At 62.1% G+C, this 2580-nt stretch carries 4 protein-coding genes; all 4 read right to left on the bottom strand.

Going from position 1 to position 2580, the window contains the following annotated elements; genetic code table 11:
* Positions 1 to 328 (bottom strand): response regulator transcription factor (locus QOC76_RS27510; RefSeq protein ID WP_526362478.1); only part of this gene is annotated, 328 nt, incomplete at its 3' end.
* Between the two features lie 119 nt (positions 329 to 447).
* A complete protein-coding gene (locus QOC76_RS27505) occupies positions 448 to 705 on the bottom strand; it encodes a hypothetical protein (protein ID WP_526362476.1) in 258 nt (85 codons plus the stop codon).
* A 490-nt stretch (positions 706 to 1195) separates the two neighbouring features.
* Positions 1196 to 2104: an SPFH domain-containing protein gene (locus QOC76_RS27500; RefSeq protein WP_526362474.1), complete on the bottom strand. Its 909-nt coding sequence runs from the start codon at positions 2102 to 2104 to the stop codon at positions 1196 to 1198.
* 226 nt (positions 2105 to 2330) lie between these two features.
* A partial coding sequence (locus QOC76_RS27495; protein ID WP_526362472.1) for a cytochrome d ubiquinol oxidase subunit II occupies positions 2331 to 2580 on the bottom strand: 250 nt, incomplete at its 5' end.

Raw genomic sequence — 2580 nt, 5'->3', positions numbered from 1 at the left:
CCAGCAGCACGACATACGAAAACGGCTTGGTCAGATAGTCATCGGCGCCCAGATCGAGGGCGTCGGCTTCATCGTATTCCCCATCCTTGGCGGTGAGCATCAGGATGGGAACCCATACCCCTTCGCTGCGCAGCGTGCGCACCACCTCGTAGCCAGATCGACCCGGCAACATGATGTCCAGGACCATCGCGTCGTATTTGGTGGCCTGCACTCGAGTCAACGCCTGGATACCGTCACCGGCGATGTCAACGGCGAATCCATCCGCCCGCAGCCCGGCCGCCAGCGTTTCAGCCAGCGCCGTCTCGTCCTCCACGAGTAGCACCCGCATACCCCACCCGCCTTTCGCGGATCTGCCCGTACTAGTGTCCTGCGTTCACGCCCGAACGGCGGCGGACCCGATGATTCTCTGTGGTCCGCCGCCGCGGCTGCGGCCGGCGGTCGGAGCGATCAGCGGGTCGGCGGTGGCGGAGGAACGGGAGTGTCCGGCACCTCCGGACCGTTCTGGTCACCTTCCTGGACGTTGTCCGTGTCGGCGGCATCGGTACCGTCCGGGCTGTCACCCGGTTCCGGTGTGTCCACCACTGTCGGAGGCGCCGGCGGGGGCGGTGTGGGCGTCGCGTTGGCGACGGCGATTCCTCCGCCCAACGCGGCGCCGGCAAGTGCCGATGTCACTGCGGCGAAGATCCTGCTCCTTCGGTTCAGCATTGTCGATCCTTTCTGTCGCAGCCCGTTGGCTGTTGGGTCCAACATGCCCACTGGAGCTTGTGTCGTCGCTGAACGAGGCTGAGAAGACTCACAGGTGGGCCATCCGCCGTAGCTGCGCGCGGTTTGTGGCAGCCTCGTGACACGACGACTAAAAAAGCGGGTACACCGCCGACGACGAGCTAGAAGCCATCGCCGACGACTGGTCGACCGAGTATGTGTCGTTCACTTTGGTCAACAACACCGATATAAGGGACGTCAGACGGCGATACCTTCTACATCCTCGTTACGCCAACGCCGTGGAATGGGGCCCTAACCGAAGTCGTGATGACCGCCAGCAGACGCTAACGTTGCCCAGCTGACCTTCGCCGCGGGCAGAGTCGCCGCATTGCCGTCCACAATCCTTGCGAGCCTCCGGGGTCAGTCGGCCTGCGGTAGATATATGCCCGCGGTGATTGCTCCAAGATGTGGAAGCACTGCCACAAATCAAACGTCACTGATCCCGCTGGAATGTCTCCGCGATGCGTGTGTGGAGTTCCAAGCCGCGGGCGTCGTCGGGAATCTGTCCTGGTTCCAGCGTCATTGTTTCACGGTTGGACGCTGCGTCCGCGTCAGTATCGGTGGCTTTGTTCTGGCCCGCGGGTGCCTGCGGTGTGGCGCGTTCCAGAAATCGGAGCAGTTCGACCGGGAAGGGAAGTACCAGGGTGGAATTCTTCTCTGCGGCGACCTCGACGACGGTCTCCAGGAGTCGCAGTTGCAGCGCGGCTGGGTGCTCGGCCATGATCTCAGCTGCTTGGGCGAGTTTTTCGGATGCCTGAAGTTCGCCTTCGGCGGTGATCACCCGAGCCCGTCGCTCACGCTCCGCCTCGGCTTGGCGCGCGATCGACCGCTTCATCGAATCGGGCAGCACTACATCTTTGATTTCGACGCGGTCGATCTGAACACCCCAGCCCAGCGCGGGGCTGTCGATCATCAACTCCAGGCCCTGATTGAGATGCTCGCGGTTGGACAGCAGGTCGTCCAGGTTGCTCTTGCCGATGATTGAACGCAGTGATGTCTGTGCAACCTGGCCGATAGCCGACGGGTAGTCCTGCACGTCGACAGCCGCACGCACCGGATCCGAGACCTTGAAATAGATGACAGCATCCACACGGACGGTCACATTGTCGCGGGTGATGCCATCTTGGGCGGGCACAGGCATCGTGATGATCTGCATGTTCACTTTTTCGAGGTGATCGGCGATCGGAATCAACATTGTGAGTCCTGGGCCGCGAAGGCCGGATTGCACACGGCCGAACCGGAAGACGACACCGCGTTCGAACTGCTTGACAACCTTGATATTTGTTCCGAGCCAGAGCACACCGATGCCGAAGGCTGCGGCCAGTGCGTAGAGGGTGATCATTTCTAGCTCCAATCTGCCCGGCGTCGGCTGCCGGTGCTCGTCAGCGAGCTCGGGCTGCTACTACCGATGAAACGCCACTCCTTCTGAGAATGCGAGTGACCGTGCTTGGCTCTTCGCCCCAGCAAACACGTGTGTTCCTTGCAGCGGAGGACTCCACAGCCATGACGACCTCGCCGCAGAATTCTTGATTGGGTGGGACCTCGGTTTGAGGTGACAGTCCGTCACGTCATGATGCGGCGCTATGTCCATCGACAAGAGTTGATTTCGACTTCTGAGTGAACCAGAGCAGGTAGGCCAGCGCCGGCAGCACGCTGACCGCGGCGAATGCAACCACAACGAGTAGGGCTTGCAGAGTGGTGCTCGCACCTGCCGCCTCCTGGATGGTCAGTTGGTCGGCAAACATCCAGGGATACTGTGCGACTCCCCATCCGGTGACTGCCGCGCCGACGGCCACTGCGGCCGAAAACCGCGCCGGC

Origin of the sequence: Mycobacterium sp. (assembly GCF_032159565.1) — a bacterium.
GTDB lineage: Bacteria > Actinomycetota > Actinomycetes > Mycobacteriales > Mycobacteriaceae > Mycobacterium.
Note: the sequence above shows the minus strand (reverse complement) of the source record. Positions and strands in the feature narration are given on the sequence as shown.